This window comes from Vibrio sp. YYF0003 (assembly GCF_036350715.1).
GTDB lineage: Bacteria > Pseudomonadota > Gammaproteobacteria > Enterobacterales > Vibrionaceae > Vibrio > Vibrio natriegens.
Genome location: NZ_JAZDWA010000004.1, coordinates 35,977 through 54,205 on the forward strand (window position 1 = coordinate 35,977; position 18,229 = coordinate 54,205).

Consider the following 18,229-nt stretch of genomic DNA (forward strand, 5'->3'; position numbering starts at 1 on the left):
TTGTGAGAGGCTCTCGGGTTATGCAAGCTCGAGAGCAATACGTACGAACTGCTCATCTTGATATTGAACAGCGTAATTAAACGTGTTGTTGGCGTAAATACTACCAAGGAATAGTGAACGCTGACTCATAGGGCCACGGAAAAGCATCGAAATAGGTGCAATTAGGGCATTATTGTCGTCGAAATGCTGGTTTAAGTTCTCAGAGAGGACGCACAGCAGACAGCCATGTTGATCATGCGACAGATCGACATCCTCCGGACGAGAGAGCAATACGGTAGTGCCTAATTTCTTTTCGATTTCGTTAATAAGTAGCAGGTAGCTATCTAAATGTGGCTGAGGGTTACTTGGCTTGTCTGCTCCCACACAGCGTTCCAGCAATACTTCTAGATTACCGTTTTCCCCTTTAGCTTGCTGAGTCAGCGACTTTAATGGCTTTTTAATCAGCTTGTAGCGATTGCTTTTCAGCTTTGGTTTAAGCCATTTTTGCAGCAGATCATTACGTTCTTTTAAAGCGATAGGGCGAGAAGATGCTTGAATTTTAAAGTGTAGATGCAGTAAAGCATGCACAGCAAGTTCGCTCAGAAGTTGGTTTGCATCTGCGGATGGTCTTGCCTGCTTAGAACTTTGCATTACTCTCAAACGAAATCAAAAGAAGAAGGATAATGGTGCCGAGAGAGGGACTCGAACCCTCACACCAAAGGCACTAGCACCTCATGCTAGCGTGTCTACCAATTTCACCATCTCGGCATCATGATGCTCTGTAGTTACAGAGGCTTCGGAAAGAAGCGATTCAAATTGTATAACCAAATTCCATCTCTTGGCGAGTGTAAAGTTAAGCATTTTTGGCCATTCTAGTTTGATTGCGCATTTATTGGCCGTTTTCCGCTTTTTTAGCCAAAGGAATTTTACTTATAGCCCTGATTTAGATATGGACATTAACGAAAAATGTCTGGATTGCATGAAATATGAACGCTTGAACGTTTGCTTTTATAAATGTGATGAATATCTCTTTTTATTGACTATACTGTCGTCCCGTTTAAACGGGATTTAGGGTTTCGTTGTTCAAGGCCCTTACCCATACAAGCCGTCACATGGAGCAGGCAGAGTAATCAACTCGCCAGCAGTGAATGACCCCACGGACCGGACCAGCTCCCTTTAATTGCTTGTATAAGGTAAAAATAAGATGTCGAACTATTCGCTCTGTCTATATTCACATTCGCTGAGTGTGCCATCACTTAATACGTTGAGTCATTCTTTCACCAAGCTCTTTGGTGCTTCTCTTTTCGTTCACGTAGTGTAGGCCGAGTCATGAGTATCCTATTTAGTTTATTTGGTATCGCTGCACTCATTGGTTGTGCTGTTCTTCTTTCCGAGAGTCGTTCATCTATTAACTGGAAAACGGTACGCCGTGCATTACTGTTACAAATGGCTTTTGCGGCGTTAGTGCTTTACTTCCCGATGGGGCAGGCGGCACTTGCGAGTTTGAGTAGCGGTGTTGCCGGTCTGTTGAGCTTTGCAGACGAGGGCATTAAGTTCCTGTTTGGTGACTTAGCTTCTACTGGCTTTATCTTCGCTATCCGTGTCCTGCCTATCATCATCTTCTTCAGTGCGCTTATCTCCGCCCTTTACTATTTGGGCATTATGCAAAAAGTTATTCAGTTTATTGGCGGTGCTATCCAAAAGTTTCTTGGTACTAGCAAAGCTGAGTCTTTGGTTGCAACGGGTAATATCTTTTTGTCTCAAGGTGAATCACCGCTTTTGATTCGTCCATTCTTATCCAGAATGACACGATCTGAGCTGTTTGCGGTTATGGCCGGCGGCATGGCATCTGTCGCGGGCAGCGTCTTAGGTGGTTACGCAGGATTAGGGGTCGAGCTGAAGTATCTGATCGCAGCGAGCTTCATGGCTGCACCAGGCAGCTTGATGATGGCTAAAATCATCGTACCTGAGCGCGAACAGCCGAGCGATTACAGCAATATCGAATTGGATAAAGCGGACGAAAGCAATGTCATTGATGCGCTAGCAAGTGGCGCAATGGGCGGTATGAAAGTTGCGGTTGCAGTAGGCACCATGCTGATTGCATTCGTCAGTGTCATTGCTATGGTGAATACCGGCCTTGAAAACTTAGGTAGCGCGTTTGGCTTCTCGGGCGTGACGTTGCAAGCTATTTTTGGCTATATGTTCTCGCCTTTGGCTTGGTTAATTGGCGTCCCAACTCATGAAATTCTTGCGGCTGGTTCGTATATTGGCCAAAAAGTTGTGATGAACGAGTTCGTTGCATTTATTGATTTTGTACAGCACAAAGCGGCGTTGTCTGAGCATACTCAAGTTATCATTACCTTCGCTTTGTGTGGCTTTGCAAATATTGGCTCGATAGCGATTCAGCTGGGTTCCATCGGAGTTATGGCTCCTGAACGTCGTAAAGATGTTGCGAATATGGGACTCAGAGCGGTTGCGGCGGGTACGTTAGCTAACCTGATGAGCGCATGCTTAGCGGGTATCTTTATCTCTCTGTAAAACTCTCGCTTCATTTAGTACGAAAAACCCGCCGTTATGGCGGGTTTTGTTATTTTTGCTCTTTCGGTACCAAACCATAGGGTATCGATTGAAACGATTTGGGAAATGATTGGTAACTCGGCCCTTGGCTCACGCCTTTCCAGTCCAGCAGCATGATGGCTAACACGTTTCGATGCTCACCAAATTTAAGATCAAAACTCCCTTCGACAGACGGGATCAACCCTTGCTCTTTATCCAGAGCTGCTCGTATCGCATTTCGTGTCTTTTCTACCACAGGGTCATGCGTTAGCCCTGCTAGAAGGAAAGAAATGCCAACTTCCGCAATGACATCTTCTTTGCATCGAAGCAGTATGGTATCGATGTTTTTGCGCAAGTAGTCGAAAATCCACTGATGCTGTTGTTCACTTACTTGTTTTTGGTAGTACTGAGAATCGGCAAAAATAATGTGCGTCATGCCGTAAATTTTGTTCGCATACTGTTGAGTCGATAGCTTCTTATCTTTTTCGTCGGGATAGGTTGCTTGAAACGCTTGTGTAAACGCTTCAACCACATCTTGCTCTCCGAGCTGTTTTAGCCAATACACTTGATTGGCTAACTGCGCCGCCCAAGCTTCGATCATCTCTTGGTCAGTGGCGTATCGAGTAAAATCATACCTGCGCAACACTTCTCTGAGAGTGGTATCGTTTTTGTGTTTCAAACCGTATTCGTCTGCTCTTGCCATTGCGCCGAGCAAATCAATGCCAAGGTATAAGTACTCTGGGTGGTGCTTTGTCACCGTATATCGCAGCTGGCCTCGCTCATCGTCTTTATTTTGATAGCTTGTCAATCGATGTGACGCATACAAAATGATCTCTTCGGGCTGGATGACTTCGGAGGACAGTTTATTTAACCGGCTCGCGACTTGCGCCATATCCGTCCAAACTGCGGGTAGGTATTTTGGGTCCTGCGTCTGTCTGTACATACGCAGACCAAAATGCCCCTCTTTAAATGGAGGAAGAGTGAAAAGTTCCCGTTCATAAGTATCCCGAATTACTTGCGCTGATTGAGCGTAGCTTAAGGGAGGAGATTCAACCTCGTTGGCTTGAGTTTGAAAAATGAGAGAGCATGATAGTAAAAACGCTAAACTAATAGGCTTGATACGCATAATTTCATTCCATGAAAATCTTTTCTAAAGTTATCACCAATACTTACATGAAGTGTAAAAGGTTGGTCAATACTACAAAATATGTCGAAAAGTCAGGTTGATGCGCTCACCTTTGGGCTTTGAGGTTTTAGGAACGCAGTGGCGCCAGTGGTGTTGAAGCTCTCCGGCCATGATCAATAAAGCACCATGAGAAAGATCGTATTCAATCTGGGTTTTACAATGTAAATTCCTTAGCAAAAATCGTCGACTTTCACCTAAATTTAGCGAAGCGATCACCGGATTTCGGCCTAGCTCGGGCTCGTTATCTTGATGCCAACCCATAGAATCCTGACCATCGCGGTATAAATTGGCCAATACCGAGTTGAAAGTGACTTCAGCGATGGCTTCACAACGCGCTTTGAGAGTAAGCAGTTCGGGTGTCCACGGATAAGGGATCATTGTCAGCCCTGAATAGGTGTAAGCGGCGTCGCCATGCCAAGCTTGCAGCCGAGGTTGCAGGACTGAGTTGCCAAAGATGTTAATTCGTTCTTGCTGCCATGGTAATGTTTTCCTGAGGATAGCAAAAAAGTTGTCGGCCTCGGCAGCTTCAAGAAAGTTTGGATGATAATAGAGTTTACCTTGCTGCACTTCTTGCCAGAATGAGCTGCTAAATAAGTCATCTTGTTGCATTTTTTACCGCTCTACGTATAAATTTTTTAGATTATTGTTACCTTTATGATAGCTATTGAGTATTATTTGATTAAATAAGAATTTTAACAATAAATGAAAGCGTCTCGCAGCGGTATGCGAGATAGTGGGGAGCCAATGCGCCACTTTCCCAAGAAACAGTATTATTTTGCCTTATTCTTCCTGATTTTTTTCGTTTTGTTTGTCGGAGTTGTTGAACTATTACATCAAAACCAAAAAGAACATAACCGAGAGCAATTACTCGCTGAAGCCAAAGATCAACTTTCTATCCTCCGATCCAACCTGGAGGCAGGCCTTATGGCCGACATTTACCAAGCCAGCACTTTAGGTACGTTAGTGACATTGCTACCTGAAAGTGGTGCGCGCGAGTTAGGTATCGCCGCAGAACGTATTCTGAATAAAAGTAAGAATATTGATGCCATCGGTATCGCGAAAAATGACGTTATCAATCATATGTTTCCACTCAAAGGTAATGAGGGTGCGCTTGGGCTGGACTATAGAACAGTTCCGGAGCAATGGGCGCAAGTAAAAAAAGCCAGAGAGATTCAAGAGATATTCATCGCGGGGCCCGTTACGCTGGTGCAGGGTGGGCGAGGGTTGATTGTTCGAGTACCAGTATTCCGAGATCCACCAACAAACAGTGATTACTGGGGTGTCATCAGCGCGGTTATCGATTTTGATAGTTTGCTGAAAGAAACAGGCATTCTCGAGTTTTCTCATCGTTATCCTTTGACGATAAGAGGCTATGACAGTAGTGGTGCATCTGGCGATATCTTTTTTGGGGTGCCGAATTTATCAAAGACAAGATACGCGACAGAGACGGTTTACTTCCCTTTTGGAAGTTGGAGTTTGTCTGTATTCTCAAGTGATACATTGGAACAGCAACTGCCGTGGTACGAATTCCATTTGGTCAGAATTTTTGGCTATTCGGCTTTGTTGGCTTTGAGCGTTACGTTTATTGTTATTTATCGTCTGTATATCATCGCCGACACTCGTGCCTTACATGATGAGCTGACAAAATTGCCAAATCGTCGTTATTTCATGCAGTCCTATAAGCAGCAGTTTGAGCTCGCTCAGCGCTATAAAAAACGATACCACTTTGCTTTGGTGAACATCGACCTCGACCACTTCAAACACATCAATGACACGCATGGACATGATGCTGGCGATACCGTTTTACGAGAGACAGCGGAACGCATTAAAGGCAGTTTACGTCGTTCTGATATGGTTGCTCGCATGGGGGGAGATGAATTTTTAGTTGTCGTTTATAACCCAAAATCAGAACAGAGCTTGTTGGCTTTACTACAGAAAATCGAATCAGCGATTTGCACGGCTCCGGTCATTTACGGGCAGGAATTCATTAAACTGCATGTGAGTATGGGTTATGCGATGTTTGAACCTGGAATGACCTCGCCAGAACAAATGTTGAAAATTGCCGACGAAAGAATGTATCGACACAAGCATGGTAAGCATCAAGCGGCTAAAGCTAAATTAGGCTAATCGGAAGCCGTTCTCGTTTTAAGACCTGGCGATCACTGTGATTTCGCTGCTTGGTTGGGCGGTGTTCTTTTTGAGAAAGTAATTAGTAGCAATGCGGTTGGTAGCATATTTGCATTACGTTGCGTTTTGCAATTGCAATTTGCAAAAATTCTGGTTAATAAAACAACGATATGCATCTGGATCGTTTAAAATACGGGATTTAAAAGTTGGCACGCATCGTGCTTGTATATAAGTGACCCTTATTAAGCCGAGGGTCACCTAGCCAACTGACGTTGTTAGTGAATGCAATTTGTTCACAAGTATATACCGCCAATCACGATTATTGTGATTGGCGTTTTTTCTTTCTAGAGGTTGAGAATGTTCACCTCATCTCCTGTTTGATCTGCTTCACCACACTTGCTGTAACAACTTGGCTGTCTTGGACAAACCGCACCTCTCGAGCAGATCAGTCTTGCCTGAGTCTGTATTCCACGCTCTATCCAGTTAATATTTAAAATTTTGGCGATGGTCGTTAAATCCTTTTTGATGTGTGTCGGAATAACACTACTGCCACCTGACGCCACACACAGGGACTTCAACTCTTCTGCGATAGAAACGGCATCACCACCTTGCGCAGTGATCGCTGGATTTAAATCGATACCAGCACACAACACGCGGTTATTCCCTGCCGGATCAAATACATTGACTGACTCACAGCAGTAAATGCGTGGTTCATCACCGACATTAAGAATCGAGATTTGAGCCGAGCTGGTATCCAGAGGCTGCGCTAAACGGCGGAACACTGCCCAATGTTGGCAAGGATCGTTTACTTTGCGCATGTTGCCCCACGGTAAAGGAATACCATTCCCTCGATATACCGCTTTGAGCTTTCCTGGGCCGTAGGCATCAAAATAATGCCAATGCGGGTAAGGTGAAACCACCGTCATTCGGCGCATGGCCACAGAAGGAGAAACCCCGGCTTTTTTGTGTACGTCGATTTCGTATCCAGAGCGGTCGAGCAATTGACGAAACGGTACTTTAGGGCACAGCAGCGCACCCGCAAAGAAGCTCGATTCAAAATCACGCCAAGCCTGTAGAATATCTTGTGAATTCAGCTCTGAGTTGGACATTGGGCTGTCCATTTGCTCCCAGTTGTTCTGATGCCCAATGGTGAGTACGTTGTTCATCGCATCACTACTGTGCAGAACTCGGTGACCAATGTAGACCGCCAGATCATATTTCAGTCTGGTCGGGTAATCGCGCATTCGCTTGTTGAGGTAAATCGTCCCTGGCGCTTCCATAAACGAGGTGATCAACTGTTTAGCACTCACGCCAAGCTCATCGATCACATCTTGAGGTGCTCGGTCTACCCATCGGATGTCGAGCCCCATGCTCTTGGCAATATCGATCAAGTCTTCGACCGAAAGGTTCAAGCGTTTAAGACCGACTTCTTCAGCCGCTCGCTCTAGATCAGGAAAGTGGTTCTGATGATTCTCTTGGTGAGCTCGAATCAGTAAGTGAGCAAACTGGCGTCCTGTAATTCCTGTTTGGGAGAGCATTTCAGGAATCGCAATCTGAAGAATATCATTAGAAAACAGGAAACTTGGCTCCAACGCCATGCCACTAATACCACCACGGTTACCTTTATTCGGGGTAATAGCTTCGAGTTCCGGTTCATCATCTAAAAACCAAGCGGGATCTTTTTGGAAAACTTCCGCGATCACTTCCAGCATATCGATGCTCGGGACACGTTTTCCACGTTCAATCATAGAAAGATAAGAAACCGAAGGCGCGTACTCTGGATTGATCCTTACACAGCGAGCAGACAAATCTTCCATTGTTAAATGGTTGTTTTTTCTCAGGTTACGTATTTTCGTACCAAGAAAATGAGACTGACGAATTAAGCTTTTTGACACAGACATTTTTGTAAAATTCACACTGTAAAATTTTTGTTGTGAAATTGTAGTAAATTATTCGCTAGTCTACATACTAAGCAGACAAGGAAATTAACCATCAACTTCACAGAATTGTCTGAAACTTAAACAACAGAATTAAGTAAGTACTCTAGGACGAGTTTTTAGTGCGAGGATATGACGATGAATATGCTGAACTTCGATAATAAAGAAATGCAACAACAACAACGCCCATTTATCGCTGAAGCTGTATTTGCCGTCGAAGCGGTGAGTGCTGAGCAACAGAGTGAAAAACAAGTAAAAGCGAAGCAACTACTAGACCGTATGTTCCCTTTGGAGAACGGGTCACACCAAGACGTATCAAGCTACGTAATTGATTACCGTCATGTACTAGCTTACTTCAAAGACGGTTCTCACAGCGGTCTGGCAAGTCCGAAACATTTTGTGGCATACACTGGTGAGAAAGAAGATCCTAAATCGATTTTGCTTAAAGATGAGTCAGGTAACCATGTTGAAGTAATGTTCGGTTGTCACAAAGGCACGGGATGTGTTGAACTGATGGACATTGATGACATTCAGTTAGAAACCCGCATCACGTTTAACCCTGAACTGACTGGTAATGCGCCAACGGCAATGCGTCACTGGATTAGCCTGGTAAAAGGTGACAAGAAAGGTAAGCCGATGGCTTGCAGTGAAGACAAAGAATACACGGCTAAAAATGGTGAAGATTACGTTCTGAGCTACTGCTACAACGTAGACTAATCTTCTGAATAAGCCAGATAAACAAAACCCTGCACAATATGCAGGGTTTGTTGTTTTTAAAGCGAGCAAGGTAAAGCCGTCGCACACCTTTGCAAGCTTTGATGCTAGATAGGCATGACTCGATTTCGACCTAACATCTTGGCATCATAAAGTTGCTTATCTGCTTTGGAAACCAAGGATTCCGCTGTTTCTCCAGGTTCAAATTCTGCCACACCAAACGACGCTGTTATGCTGTGAACCTGAGTGCCCGTGCGTTTATCTTTTACTCGTAGTTTTTCAATCATACGGCGCAGCGTATCAGCATATTGACGTGCAATACGCAGCGATTTGTTCGGTACAATTAACGCAAACTCTTCACCGCCAAAACGATAAGCGCAGCTTCCATCACGACAGCTCTGTTGCAGTCGTCGAGCAATCGATTTAAGAACGCTGTCACCGAAAAGGTGGCCATAACAATCGTTAAATTCTTTGAAATGGTCGATATCAAGCATTATCAGACTCATCGACTGATTTGCATCGACTAACGCGGCGAGATCTGAATCGAAAGCGCGACGGTTGTAGAGGTTGGATAGCCCATCAAATAGGGCGTCTTTTTGTACTTCTGCCAGTTGGGTTTTGAGGCGAGAAATCTCTTCACTGGCGTTGGTGAGCTGACTATTTAAAAACTTAGTTGAATGACGAATCTCATGCGCATCCTCTACGAACTGATGGACGGCGTTCATGACTTCCTCAATGCTCACATTGTTATCTTGAACTTTTTCTAGCTTGTTGACGCTCTTGTCTACCATGTCTGAAAATGTGGAGGTATCTGAAATCGTATCATCCATTGAACTTGATATTTCGTTCAACAACACTTCTATATTGTTTCTTAGATCGTCAAGACTGGTTTCCGCTTTATTTGCCACATAACGCTTATAGAGATTCTTCGTGGCAGCTGGCGGACAAACATCGTAGCTTTTTAACACCGTATCCATCTCTAGATTGAGATCTGGAATGGCGTTATCCACGTAGGTATACCAAAGCGCGTAGTTAGCTGGAGTTGCTGCTACGTAGTTTTTGATCATTAGTGGCACCGCTTTTTTTAAGTTAGCGGTTGATTTCTTAAACTCGTCAGTCATTTCTGAGATGAAAGTAACAAAATGGAATTAGTCTTAGAGTAGCGGAAAATGGAAAGTATCGCTTTAAATATTTGAATGCTTTATACAAAAATGAGTGATTAGGGTAATTATTGATAATTTAAAAGGCAGAAAACCCAAACCAATGACTAGAAGCAATAATTATTCGCATAAGGAATGATAGATGCGATATGAGACAGTTAGACTGATACTGGGTGATCAGCTCAATAGTGAGCATTCATGGTTTCAGCAAGTGGATGACAACGTACTTTTTCTGATAGCTGAACTGAAGCAGGAAAATACTTATGTGACGCATCATATACAAAAAGTATGTGCATTTTTCTCTGCGATGGCGCGGTTTGCGAAAGAAAAACAGAGTGAAGGCCATCATGTATTGTATTTGACTTTAGATGACACCCAGCCTTTTGAGAACCTAGAGCAATTGTTAAAGCACTACGTTAAAGAAGTGGGTGCGATTAAGTTTGAGTATCAAAGACCGGATGAATACCGGCTATTGGAACAGTTAGCGAATGTAAAACTAGAAGGCGTGGTTACGCGTTGTGTCGATACTGAGCACTTTTTACTGCCATTTGAGGAAATAGAGCTGCAGTTTCCGAAAGGGAAACACGTCACGATGGAACACTTTTATCGCCGCATGCGTAAGCGTTTCAATATTTTGATGCAAGACGGCAAACCTCTGGGTGGAAAGTGGAATTACGACGCCAACAATCGCAATAAACTCAAAGTAAAAGACATCGAACAACTGCCTAATCCTCTGATGTTCAGCTTAAACGTGGATGAGATTATTGCGCGCTTAAAACGACACGATATCCAGACGATAGGCAAACTCGACGCAACTCTGCTGTGGCCAGTTAACCGTACTCAGAGCTTATCTCTTCTGGCGCATTTCTGTCAGGTCTGCCTCCCTTTGTTTGGACGATTTCAGGACGCCATGACGGGCGAGCATGATTCGAAGTGGAGCCTTTACCACAGTCGATTGTCTTTTTCGATGAACAGTAAATTACTGCATCCGAAGGAAGTGATTGATGCTGCGCTTCGTGCCTTTGAGGCGAACCCCAATATCGATATTTCTCAGGTCGAAGGCTTTATTCGTCAAGTTTTAGGCTGGCGAGAGTACATACGCGCCATTTATTGGGCGAATATGCCACAGTATCCGCAGAAAAATGAGCTTGGGGCGTCACGCCAACTGCCCGGCTACTTTTGGAGTGGTGAAACGAAAATGGCTTGTATGCGTAATGCGATTGGACAGTCACTTGATTACGCCTATGCACACCACATCCAGCGTTTGATGATCACGGGTAATTTTTGCTTGCTGACAGAGATAGATCCAAACCAAGTTGATGAATGGTACCTTGGTATATACGTCGATGCGATTGAATGGGTGGAAATGCCCAACACCCGAGGGATGGCCTTGTTCGCCGATGGTGGCATTGTTGGCACTAAGCCCTACGCCGCCAGTGGCTCCTACATTAATAAAATGAGTGACTATTGCAAAAACTGCCATTACAACAACAAAGCTCGCAGCGGAGAAGGCTCATGCCCATTTAACAGTTTGTACTGGCGCTTTATGCACAAACACGAGAAGCGCTTAGCCAGCAATCCGCGAATCGGGATGATTTTCCGTTCGTGGGACAATATGGAAGAGTCGCAACGTCAAGCCATTCTGGATACTGCTGAGCAATACATCTCAGACTTGGAGAACTTGTAATGAAAATTCTGGTTGCTGGTGGAAATGGTGGAATCGGGTGGGCGATAGTGCAAGAAATAGGAAGACGATTTCCGACTGCGGAGGTTCATGCTACCTATCGTCGACAAAAGCCAGACGTTCATCAAAGTGGAGTGATTTGGCATCAAGTAGATGTCAGCGATGAATCTCAAATAAGAAGCTTGAGTGAGTCTGTCTGCGAGGTCGATTGGGTGATTAACTGCATTGGTATGCTGCATACCAAGGACAAAGGGCCAGAAAAGAATTTGAGTTCTCTCGACGCCGAGTTTTTTCTTCAATCGGTCGCGGTTAATGCCTTACCAACTCTGCTGTTGGCGAAATATTTCACACCTGCCCTGAAACGCAGTCACACTCCAAAATTTGCTTCAATATCGGCAAAGGTTGGCAGCATCAGTGACAATCAACTTGGCGGCTGGTACAGCTACCGAGCTTCCAAGGCCGCGCTCAATATGTTTCTTAAAACTATGTCGATTGAGTGGCGTCGCACGGTAAAGCATGGCGTGGTTTTAGCGCTTCACCCCGGTACGACGGATACGCCTCTATCTGCACCTTTTCAGGCGAATGTGCATCCAAATAAGCTTTTTAAGCCACAGCGAGTCGCGTCTGATTTGATTCGGTTGATAGAAAAAGCAGCCCCGCAAGAGAGCGGGGCGTTTTGGGCGTATGATGGGGAGAGTTTACCTTGGTAACTTCTTTTTACTACGACGCCGTTAGTGAGGGCTTACTACGGCGACAGCGCTCGGAACAATAAACCACTTCTGCCCAATTTCGTTGCCATTTTTTGCGCCAGGAAAACGGCCGTTTACAGATAGGGCAGGTTTTAGTCGGTAAATGCGCTTTAAACCCCTTCATACTTTTCCCACTATTTGAAAAGATACAAGTAATCGCCGTAACCTTGCTGCGCCATTTTATTTACAGGAACAAATTTCATCGCAGCAGAGTTCATGCAGTAACGCAGGCCGGTTGGTTTTGGTCCGTCCTCAAACACATGACCAAGGTGTGAGTCTCCGAATTTACTGCGCACCTCTGTCCTCGGATACAACAGCTTGTAATCGGTTTTTTCCACGATGTATCCGGGATTGATTGGTTTAGTAAAGCTTGGCCAACCGGTGCCGGACTTGTATTTGTCGGTTGAAGAAAATAGCGGTTCACCCGTGACAATATCCACGTAAATACCCGCTTTTTTGTTATCCCAATACTCGTTATCAAACGGCTTTTCTGTCCCTTCTTCTTGTGTGACGTAATATTGCAATTCCGTCAGGGTAGACTTGATTTTAGCTTGGGTAGGTTTGTTGTAAGCTTTGACCGTCGACAATAGCTTTTTTTCTTCGATAAGTTGGCGAAGGGTTTTCGGACGTTCTTTACGATCATCGCCGAACACTTCATCCAGGTACTGATCTCGTCCCGAAGCGTAACGGTAGTACTTGTATTTCAAACTGCTCTTTTTGTAATAGTCCTGATGGTACGTCTCGGCAGGGTAGAACTTCTCAAATTTGATTAACTCAGTTTTCAGCGGCTTTGGGTAAATCATCGCTTTGTCGATTTCCATCATGAAGTCTTCAGCAATCTGCTTTTGCTGCGCATTGTGATAAAAAATCGCTGGGCGATATTGAGGACCGCGATCAACAAACGAACCTTTATCGTCGGTCGGATCAATGTGTCTGAAAAAGTAGTCCAGAACTTGCTCGTAGCTCACCACGCTTGGATCGTATTTTACCTCGACCACTTCAATGTGCCCGCTCTTACCCGAAGACACTTGTTTGTAGGTTGGGTTTTTAACGTGACCACCCGAATAGCCAGAAACCACGTCCAACACACCGGTTAGTTGCTCTAAATCTGACTCTGTACACCAAAAGCAGCCGCCCGCAAGTGTAGCAACCTCTACTTTTTCCGATGTGTTCGTTTTGCTCATCGTATCCGCGCTGCTTACCGTACTGAGTAGTAGGAACAAGACTGGCAGCCCGAAAGAGAATCCGATTATTAACTTAGATAACGTCTTCATAGCATCCTCTATAATTAATTTCTCAACTGTTACGTAAATAGAAAGGTAACAGAGCGAAAAAATTGCACGAATCTTGAAAATTACGTTGTCCTTTTTTCTAACAAAGATAGAGTATCGGCACGAAACATACCTGCTCTTTGATACGAGGGTATTAACGAACGATGCAATATGAGGTAAACCATGCAAGCAGAAGTTAAATGGGTCGAAGATTTTAAATTCCTAGGTCAGTCTCAGTCCGGCCATTCTGTCGTGATGGACGGGAATGGTGGCGCGACGGCTCCAAGCCCAATGGAAATGGTACTAATGGCGGCGGGTGGTTGTAGCTCTGTCGACGTTGTAGATGGCTTAAAATCTGCAGAGCAAAAGGTTGAGTCGGTCAACGCGAAGTTAACCACAGAGCGTCGCGAAACGGCACCGCGTATTTTTACCAAAGTGAATATCCACTTTGAAGTGTCTGGTAAAGATCTGAATCCAGAAATTGTTGCTCAAGTTGCGGCAGATTCCCTCGAAAAATATTGCTCAGTTTGTTTGATGCTTGGAGAAGGCGTTGAGATGACCCATAGCTGGGAAATTGTTTAACCCCGCATAACGCCAAAAATCAGAAAACAGGAAGGAGAAAAGCGTCGTCTTTTCTCTTTTTTTATTTCTGAAATCACGTACGGTGAGCGGTGTTTTAAGTAGTAGGGTTTTCCAATGACAGAATTAGAGAAAATGATGTCTGGCCAAGTGTTTAATGGTATGGATGAATCAATCGATGCCATTAGAACGCACGCCACTCATGCATTGCGCGCGTTTAACAACAATACCGATGAAAGTCAGCGTGATGCGCTACAAAAGCAGCTGTTTGGTAAAGCGGGGTTATGTATTGTTCAAGCACCGTTTCACTGCGAATTCGGTAAAACCATCGAAATAGGTGAAGAAACCTTTATCAACATGAATGTGGTTATGCTTGACGGTGCAAAAATTACCATTGGAAATAACGTCCTGATTGGCCCAAGTGCCCAGTTTTACACCGCTTCACATTCATTGGATTATCGCAGTCGCCGACGCTGGGAAACCTTTTGTAAACCGATCGTAGTCGAAGACGATGTATGGATTGGCGGTAACTCCGTCATCAATCAAGGGGTGACGATTGGTGCTCGATCCGTCATTGCCGCAAACTCAGTTGTAAACAGTGATGTTCCGCCCGATTGTCTTTATGGCGGGACGCCAGCGAAATTGATTCGTCGTCTGGACGAAAAGGACTAGTTTCAAAGCGATCTTCCATCAACCGAGTAAGATATGGTTGAAAATTGCGACTAAGTGCAAAAAGTTGCATTTGTCGAGGTAAGTATGAGTTATGCACTATATAGTTAGTGTTAGCAAACTTACCAAGTCGGGAGAAAAGAGATGGATTGGTACTTAGCAGTATTAAAGAAATATGCAGTGTTTAACGGAAGAGCAAGAAGAAAAGAGTATTGGATGTTCTTTTTATTCAACCTTCTGATTACGATTGTTTTAGAAATTATTGATGGCCTATTAGGCACGGCTTTGATTGGCGCTGTTTACGGGCTCGCTGTGTTGATTCCTAGTATTGCTGTTACCGTACGTCGATTACACGACATAGGACGAACAGGCTGGTGGGTATTGATTGGCTTGATTCCTTTGCTTGGTTTGATCGTACTGATTATTTTTGCTGCGACTGAAGGTAACAGAGGCAGGAATGAGTACGGCTCAGATCCGAAAGAGTCAGGTGAAGCCTTTGCCTAGTAGCTCTTCTCTTAAGGTACTTTAACGCTTAGAGCCTTGTGTTCACGTTGGAGAGTTTGGCTAGCACTGCCAATTTGTCTATCGGTGCTAGCCACCCACAATGGGTATGGATTCGCCCCTCCGCGAAATTAGGCATGTCACATGATAAGAGAGCAGATCAGTGCAATAAACTCACCTTGTTGGGTTATTTATCTGGACTACTGTATCGATCCCAGTAGGGTAAATCAGTCCCCAGCTTTTCGCTGATATAGTCGATAAATACCCTCACTTTTAACGGCATATGTTTACGTTCTGGAAAAACGGCGTAAATGGCGTGCTCTGGTAGCGCGTAATCTTCCATGACTACTTTGAGGTTACCAGCAGCGATGTCTCTTGATGCGATAAAAGTGGGTAGCTGCGCAACGCCAGAACCTCTCAGCAGAAGTTGGCGAATGGCTTCGCTGTTATTCACAACAAAGTTACCTTTTGGCAAAACGCGGTACTCACTGCCATTGTTAATGAACATCCACTCTACGCCACCTCGAAAATACGAATACAGCAGACAGTTATGGGCAACCAGATCACTTGGCTTTTGCGGAGTACCGAACTCAGCAAGGTAATCGGGTGATGCGCAAAGCACACTTTTACAAGGTGCGAGACGCTTGGCAACTAAGTTAGAAGAGGCTAATTCTCCAATGCGGATACCCAAATCAAAACCGTCTTTGATCAAGTCGACCATCTTATCTTCGAGGTTCAAGTCCACTTCGATCTTAGGGTAACGAGAGAGAAACTCACTGATTAGAGGCGCGATATGCAGCACGCCAAATGACATCGGCACAGTGATTTTAAGCCGCCCTTGCGGAGAGCCTTGCAACTCGGAAACCGCATCGACACCTTGTTGAGCAAGATTCACCGCTTGAGACGCATATTCAAAGTAGCGTCTGCCCGCTTCGGTCAGGCTTAATTTTCTTGTGGTGCGGTTAAGTAAACGAATGCCGAGATCGTCTTCCAGTTGATTGATGCGCTTACTGACGGCAGATTTTGTCAGGTTAAGTTGTTTGGCTGCAAGCGAAAAGCTGCCGCACTCTACCACCGCCACAAATACCGGCAGGGAGGCTATCGCATTCACATCAATCTCCTTAAATTGTTGATTCAAAGGATACAATTAATTTCCAATTATAGTGATTATCTTCCAGAAGAAAACAATCTAGACTATGTACCCATAAGATTATCGACGACCTTGAATTTTGGGATGAAAAAATGAAGTACGATTGGATTTTGTTTGACGCTGACGAGACCTTGTTTCACTTTGACGCTTTCAAAGGTTTGCAACTGATGTTTTCTCGTAAAGGCGTAGATTTTACGGAGCAAGATTTTGCTCACTACCAAACGGTAAACAAGCCACTATGGGTTGACTATCAAGATGGAAAAGTGTCAGCGGATGAGCTTAAACACAAACGGTTTACCGAATGGGCAGAAAAGCTCAACACGACTACCGCAGAGTTAAACAGCGCGTTTTTAGAAGCCATGGCTGACATTTGTAGCCTGCTGCCAGGGGCGAAAGAACTGATGGAAGCGCTACAAGGTAAAGCTAAAATGGGCATCATCACCAATGGCTTTACTGAGTTGCAGGCTATCCGTCTTGAACGTACCGGGATGACCGACTACTTTGAGCAAATCGTGATCTCCGAGCAAGTTGGTGTCGCAAAACCGGACTTAGGCATTTTTGAATACGCCATGCAGCAAATGGGTCACCCATGTAAAACGCGTGTATTGATGGTAGGTGATAATCTGCACTCAGATATTTTGGGCGGTAATAATTTTGGCATTGAAACCTGTTGGTTGAACACCACCGGCGCAAGTGTTGACAAACGTATCGCACCTAGCTACACCGTAGAATCATTGAGTGAACTAAAGAACATTTTGATTGCGTAGAGAGTCAGTAAATAGGCTTTAATAAACAAGGAATAACCATGTCAGATATCAAGCAGCTCGACAGTAAAATTGTCTATCAAAATAAGTGGATGACGGTTCGTGAAGACAAAATTTTGCGTCCAAGTGGCGCGGAAGGCATCTACGGTGTTGTCGACAAACCAGACTGTGCGGCGATACTTGCTATCGATAATGAAATGATTCACTTGGTTCAACAGTTTCGTTATACCGTAGGACAGCGTTGCTGGGAGATCCCGCAAGGTGCCTGGGAATCCAGCCCGGATGTTGATCCGCTGGAGCTCGCAAAAGGCGAACTTCGGGAAGAAACTGGCATGTTAGCGGGAACAATGGAGTACGTGGGTCCTCAGTTTATTGCTTACGGTTTTCTGAATCAGACTTGCCACGTTTACTTTGCAAGCGATCTTACTGAAGTGGGCAATAAGCTTGATAGCGAAGAAGAAGATCTTATTTCCCGGGCATTCTCTGTAGAAGAATTCGAGCAGATGATGATAGAAGGGGCAATCAAAGACAGTGTGACGATTGCCGCTTATGGTTTAGCGAAACTCAAGAAATTCATTTAATTCCACACGATTATTAGTTGCTTTTGAATTTTTACAGCGGCATGGTGCCGCTGTATCAGACATGATATGTCGTTTATTCGTCGACTTTCTTACCTAATATTTCCACATGTGCTTTTTTAGTCACACCAGTGACTTGCAGCGCAGTATTGCCAACAGATTCGTAATTCAATTCGATCTTATCTAGTTTAGCGTCATCTTTTGTTGGAAGGCTCAGGCTACGTGATGACATGCCACTGGTGAGTACCCCCAAACTGTCGAATGTTTTTTCTTTGCCGTCCTTCATGATGACCTTAATGCTCTTTAGATTCACGGTACCTTGCGTACATTTGATCTTTATGTGACTAAAACGAGCATTCGCAAACGGAGATAGAGGGTTTACAGTGTCTGTCTCTGATTTAAAGCTTACGGTTTTCTCCGCAATTTTGTCCCAATCACTATCACTCGCGACCGATTGAAATGACGCACAGGCCGCTAAAAGGCAGAGTGAGATGGTTTTCAGTAGTTTCATATCTTTTCCTCGCAATAAACTTAGACGTTTTTTAATTCAATTCGATGGGTACTGTGCTCTTTTCCTGTCAAAAACTGGTGTTGTCTTAAAGACAAGACCAGTTTTTACTTGGGC

19 protein-coding genes and 1 tRNA gene are annotated in these 18,229 nt (G+C 44.5%); 10 read left to right on the plus strand and 10 right to left on the minus strand.

Features of this window, described 5'->3' with window-relative positions:
• Positions 1-18: 18 nt before the first annotated feature.
• Together V1U08_RS12955 and V1U08_RS12960 are read right to left on the minus strand one after the other, a co-directional pair.
• Positions 19-630, minus strand: coding sequence for a DUF2913 family protein (locus V1U08_RS12955; RefSeq protein ID WP_065297932.1), 612 nt, complete (start codon positions 628-630; stop codon positions 19-21).
• 33 nt (positions 631-663) lie between these two features.
• Positions 664-747: transfer RNA gene (locus V1U08_RS12960), tRNA-Leu, on the minus strand.
• 561 nt (positions 748-1,308) lie between these two features.
• On the opposite strand from V1U08_RS12960, the gene V1U08_RS12965 reads away from it, so the two are divergent.
• On the plus strand, positions 1,309-2,517 hold the full coding sequence (locus tag V1U08_RS12965) for a NupC/NupG family nucleoside CNT transporter (RefSeq protein ID WP_020334653.1): 1,209 nt from the start codon (positions 1,309-1,311) through the stop codon (positions 2,515-2,517).
• A 49-nt stretch (positions 2,518-2,566) separates the two neighbouring features.
• Here the strand turns inward: V1U08_RS12965 and V1U08_RS12970 are convergent, their stop codons facing one another.
• A complete protein-coding gene (locus V1U08_RS12970; protein ID WP_330470744.1) occupies positions 2,567-3,661 on the minus strand; it encodes a DUF3541 domain-containing protein in 1,095 nt (364 codons plus the stop codon).
• Positions 3,662-3,733: 72 nt separating this feature from the next.
• A complete protein-coding gene (locus V1U08_RS12975; protein ID WP_330470745.1) occupies positions 3,734-4,330 on the minus strand; it encodes an alpha-ketoglutarate-dependent dioxygenase AlkB family protein in 597 nt (198 codons plus the stop codon).
• A 135-nt stretch (positions 4,331-4,465) separates the two neighbouring features.
• Here V1U08_RS12975 and V1U08_RS12980 point away from each other — a divergent pair, with 135 nt between their 5' ends.
• On the plus strand, positions 4,466-5,848 hold the full coding sequence (locus V1U08_RS12980; protein WP_330470914.1) for a diguanylate cyclase: 1,383 nt from the start codon (positions 4,466-4,468) through the stop codon (positions 5,846-5,848).
• Positions 5,849-6,192: 344 nt separating this feature from the next.
• Here V1U08_RS12980 and V1U08_RS12985 read toward each other — a convergent pair whose 3' ends face one another.
• Positions 6,193-7,749 (minus strand): DUF3612 domain-containing protein, encoded by a 1,557-nt coding sequence (locus V1U08_RS12985; RefSeq protein ID WP_014233550.1) that lies wholly within the window; start codon positions 7,747-7,749, stop codon positions 6,193-6,195.
• Positions 7,750-7,923: 174 nt separating this feature from the next.
• On the opposite strand from V1U08_RS12985, the gene V1U08_RS12990 reads away from it, so the two are divergent.
• Positions 7,924-8,502, plus strand: coding sequence for a malate synthase (locus V1U08_RS12990; RefSeq protein ID WP_014233551.1), 579 nt, complete (start codon positions 7,924-7,926; stop codon positions 8,500-8,502).
• Between the two features lie 104 nt (positions 8,503-8,606).
• Here the strand turns inward: V1U08_RS12990 and gefA are convergent, their stop codons facing one another.
• Positions 8,607-9,620 carry a diguanylate cyclase GefA gene (gene gefA, locus V1U08_RS12995; RefSeq protein WP_020334344.1) on the minus strand — a complete coding sequence of 338 codons (1,014 nt, stop codon included), beginning with the start codon at positions 9,618-9,620 and terminating at the stop codon, positions 8,607-8,609.
• 181 nt (positions 9,621-9,801) lie between these two features.
• Here gefA and V1U08_RS13000 point away from each other — a divergent pair, with 181 nt between their 5' ends.
• On the plus strand, positions 9,802-11,346 hold the full coding sequence (locus V1U08_RS13000; RefSeq protein ID WP_330470746.1) for a cryptochrome/photolyase family protein: 1,545 nt from the start codon (positions 9,802-9,804) through the stop codon (positions 11,344-11,346).
• Complete coding sequence (locus tag V1U08_RS13005; RefSeq protein ID WP_330470747.1) at positions 11,346-12,053, plus strand: SDR family oxidoreductase; 708 nt, start codon at positions 11,346-11,348, stop codon at positions 12,051-12,053. Before V1U08_RS13000 ends, V1U08_RS13005 begins: the two co-directional genes overlap by 1 nt.
• 10 nt (positions 12,054-12,063) lie before the next feature.
• Here the strand turns inward: V1U08_RS13005 and V1U08_RS13010 are convergent, their stop codons facing one another.
• Both V1U08_RS13010 and msrB read right to left on the minus strand, forming a co-directional pair.
• Positions 12,064-12,216, minus strand: coding sequence for a DUF2256 domain-containing protein (locus V1U08_RS13010; protein ID WP_081281043.1), 153 nt, complete (start codon positions 12,214-12,216; stop codon positions 12,064-12,066).
• Between the two features lie 10 nt (positions 12,217-12,226).
• Positions 12,227-13,366 carry a peptide-methionine (R)-S-oxide reductase MsrB gene (msrB, locus tag V1U08_RS13015; protein ID WP_330470748.1) on the minus strand — a complete coding sequence of 380 codons (1,140 nt, stop codon included), beginning with the start codon at positions 13,364-13,366 and terminating at the stop codon, positions 12,227-12,229.
• A gap of 180 nt (positions 13,367-13,546) precedes the next feature.
• Between msrB and V1U08_RS13020 the strand changes: the two genes are divergently transcribed.
• From V1U08_RS13020 to V1U08_RS13030, 3 genes are all read left to right on the plus strand, one after another.
• Positions 13,547-13,945 (plus strand): OsmC family protein, encoded by a 399-nt coding sequence (locus V1U08_RS13020; RefSeq protein ID WP_065297924.1) that lies wholly within the window; start codon positions 13,547-13,549, stop codon positions 13,943-13,945.
• A 114-nt stretch (positions 13,946-14,059) separates the two neighbouring features.
• Entirely contained in the window at positions 14,060-14,614 is a 555-nt protein-coding gene (locus tag V1U08_RS13025; protein ID WP_014233558.1) for a sugar O-acetyltransferase, read from the plus strand.
• Between the two features lie 141 nt (positions 14,615-14,755).
• Positions 14,756-15,115 carry a DUF805 domain-containing protein gene (locus V1U08_RS13030; protein WP_065300691.1) on the plus strand — a complete coding sequence of 120 codons (360 nt, stop codon included), beginning with the start codon at positions 14,756-14,758 and terminating at the stop codon, positions 15,113-15,115.
• 184 nt (positions 15,116-15,299) lie between these two features.
• Here the strand turns inward: V1U08_RS13030 and V1U08_RS13035 are convergent, their stop codons facing one another.
• Positions 15,300-16,223: a LysR family transcriptional regulator gene (locus V1U08_RS13035; RefSeq protein ID WP_065297920.1), complete on the minus strand. Its 924-nt coding sequence runs from the start codon at positions 16,221-16,223 to the stop codon at positions 15,300-15,302.
• Between the two features lie 131 nt (positions 16,224-16,354).
• Here V1U08_RS13035 and yjjG point away from each other — a divergent pair, with 131 nt between their 5' ends.
• Both yjjG and V1U08_RS13045 read left to right on the plus strand, forming a co-directional pair.
• On the plus strand, positions 16,355-17,029 hold the full coding sequence (yjjG, locus tag V1U08_RS13040) for a pyrimidine 5'-nucleotidase (RefSeq protein ID WP_020334357.1): 675 nt from the start codon (positions 16,355-16,357) through the stop codon (positions 17,027-17,029).
• A 38-nt stretch (positions 17,030-17,067) separates the two neighbouring features.
• The gene (locus V1U08_RS13045; RefSeq protein ID WP_330470749.1) at positions 17,068-17,607 is read left to right on the plus strand and encodes an NUDIX hydrolase; all 540 of its coding nucleotides are present in this window, start codon (positions 17,068-17,070) and stop codon (positions 17,605-17,607) included.
• Between the two features lie 73 nt (positions 17,608-17,680).
• Here V1U08_RS13045 and V1U08_RS13050 read toward each other — a convergent pair whose 3' ends face one another.
• Positions 17,681-18,115, minus strand: coding sequence for a hypothetical protein (locus V1U08_RS13050; protein WP_014233569.1), 435 nt, complete (start codon positions 18,113-18,115; stop codon positions 17,681-17,683).
• Positions 18,116-18,229: the final 114 nt, after the last annotated feature.